This window comes from Laspinema palackyanum D2c, assembly GCF_025370875.1.
In the GTDB taxonomy this organism is placed as follows: Bacteria; Cyanobacteriota; Cyanobacteriia; order Cyanobacteriales; family Laspinemataceae; genus Laspinema; species Laspinema palackyanum.
Genome location: NZ_JAMXFD010000066.1, coordinates 1 through 2,208 on the forward strand (window position 1 = coordinate 1; position 2,208 = coordinate 2,208).

Consider the following 2,208-nt stretch of genomic DNA (forward strand, 5'->3'; position numbering starts at 1 on the left):
TTTTGAGTAATCTGGATGCTTCGATGATTACTCCGGCGGATATTGTGATGATTTAGGGGAAATTTGAGGGGATTTTTAGGCATTAATCGGTTTGATGTTTCTTCATCTATACAGCAATACCCCGGCTGCTCGACTCAACCGATAGGCTGCTAAAATGAGGTTAAATCCGCACCCTTGTATCCCGGACGCCTCTTTTCTCAATCAGGGCTGGTATCTACTCAAAAAAATAGATTTGGGAGTAGTCCAGATGACCAGTAATATTGATTCCGTTAAAACTCAAGACCAAGGCGGATTTCCCGGGCCGAAATCCTTAGTTTTTATTGATTCTCAGGTAGAAAATTATCAGAGTTTACTCCCCGGGGTTTGGGAGAACTTCCAGGCGATTCTGTTAGATGAGTTGGCCGATGGCGTCCAGCAGATTACGGAGGTGTTAAAAAGCCTCATGAAGCAGGGTCAATCTGTAGAATCTCTGCATATTATTTCCCACGGCAGTCCCGGTTGTTTGGGCCTAGGGAAGGTGATGTTATCTCCTGATAATTTAAAGGAATATCAAGGGAGTTTGCAGTCTTGGTCTAAGGCCGTGATTCCCCAAGGCAATCTGTTCCTTTATGGATGTCAAGTTGCCGCCGGAATCGGGGCAGAATTTGTCAGAAATTTGAGTGAATTAACCGGAATTAAGATTGCTGCATCGGTGGATATTACGGGCAGTTCCGAACGGGGAGGCAACTGGGATTTAGCCTTTAGAACCGGAGAAATCACCGCACCCTTGGCATTGAAACCCGAGGCGATGATGGCATATTCGGGAGTCTTGGCAATTCTAACGGTGACCAATGCCAATGATAGTGGGGCGGGGTCTTTAAGAAATGCGATCGCCTCCGCCCAAGCGGGAGATACAATCCTGTTTGACCCCAATCTAGCCAATCAAACCATTACCCTGACTAGCGGTCAGTTATCCATCAATAAAAACCTAATTATTGATGGAACAAATGCTCCCGGCGTGACTATTAGTGGCAATAATGCCAGTCGGGTTTTTGACGTAACCCGAACTCCTAGTTTTGTCCCCGTTGAGGTGACATTTCGTGGCTTAACGATTGCCAATGGTAAAACAACCGCAGCAGGAGAAGAAGGGGCGGGCGCTGGAATTAAAACTGATACCCGAATCTCTTTAACCGTAGAAAATAGTGCCTTTATTAATAACGATGCCTTCTACGGAGGCGGAGGTATTTTTGGGGGATATCAAAGCAAAAATACTGTTTTAAATTCCCGGTTTGAAGGTAATCTGGGAACGGCGGGAACTGAGGAACGCGGCGGCGGTGCAATTTCTATAAAAAGTGAAAGCACTTTAACGGTCAAGGATAGCCATTTTGAGAACAATAAAGGCGTGAATGGGGGAGCCATTAATAGCCTATTCACCATTTTAGATGTCGAAAATTCTACCTTCATTAATAATGAAGCACTTACTCCCAGTTCAAAAACTATCAACTATGGATTAGGGGGAGCGATTTTAACGGATGGAGCCACAGATTTGGCTAAACCTGACTCAGGGACCATTACGATTCGGGCTAGTCGATTTGAGGGCAATCGCGCCTTAGATGGAGGTGGGGTTAACCTCTATTCTTATCCGGGAGATGTTGTCAGCGTTCACGATAGTTTGTTCATTAACAATGAAGCAATCCAGATACCGGCAGAGGGTGGAAAAGGTGGAAAAGGTGGTGGACTGCGCCACGATAATAGTGAATTTATCCTCACTAATACAAGCTTTGTTAATAATCTCGCTCATCAACATGGGGGAGGCTTATGGATAGACCGTTTTACACCGTGGAATATTATTACGAACAGCACATTTTCTGGGAATAGGGCAGAAAATCCAGTCACTAAAAAAGGTTTAGGTGGGGGGATTTTCATAGAATCCCCGGCTGAACTGGTCAATCTCACCCTTACCGACAATTACGCTGGCGATTATGGTGGAGGATTAATAAACAATACTAAAGCCAATATTTCCCTGGCTAATTCAATTTTTCATAACAATAAGACTGGACATCCGTCGCAGATTTGGCAACAATCGAATGTCCAGTTAATTGACGGGGGAAATAATATTCAATTTCCCGATAAAGCGACTCTGAGTTCGGTGGATGTTAACGTCACCGCCAATGTCCTGATCGCCGACCCCCTATTAGGACCGCTACAGGAAATAAATGGATTTCTGAT

At 44.7% G+C, this 2,208-nt stretch carries 1 protein-coding gene; it reads left to right on the forward strand.

Going from position 1 to position 2,208, the window contains the following annotated elements; translation table 11 throughout:
- Positions 1–247 precede the first annotated feature (247 nt).
- Positions 248–2,208 (forward strand): DUF4347 domain-containing protein (locus NG795_RS28295; RefSeq protein WP_367291936.1); only part of this gene is annotated, 1,961 nt, incomplete at its 3' end.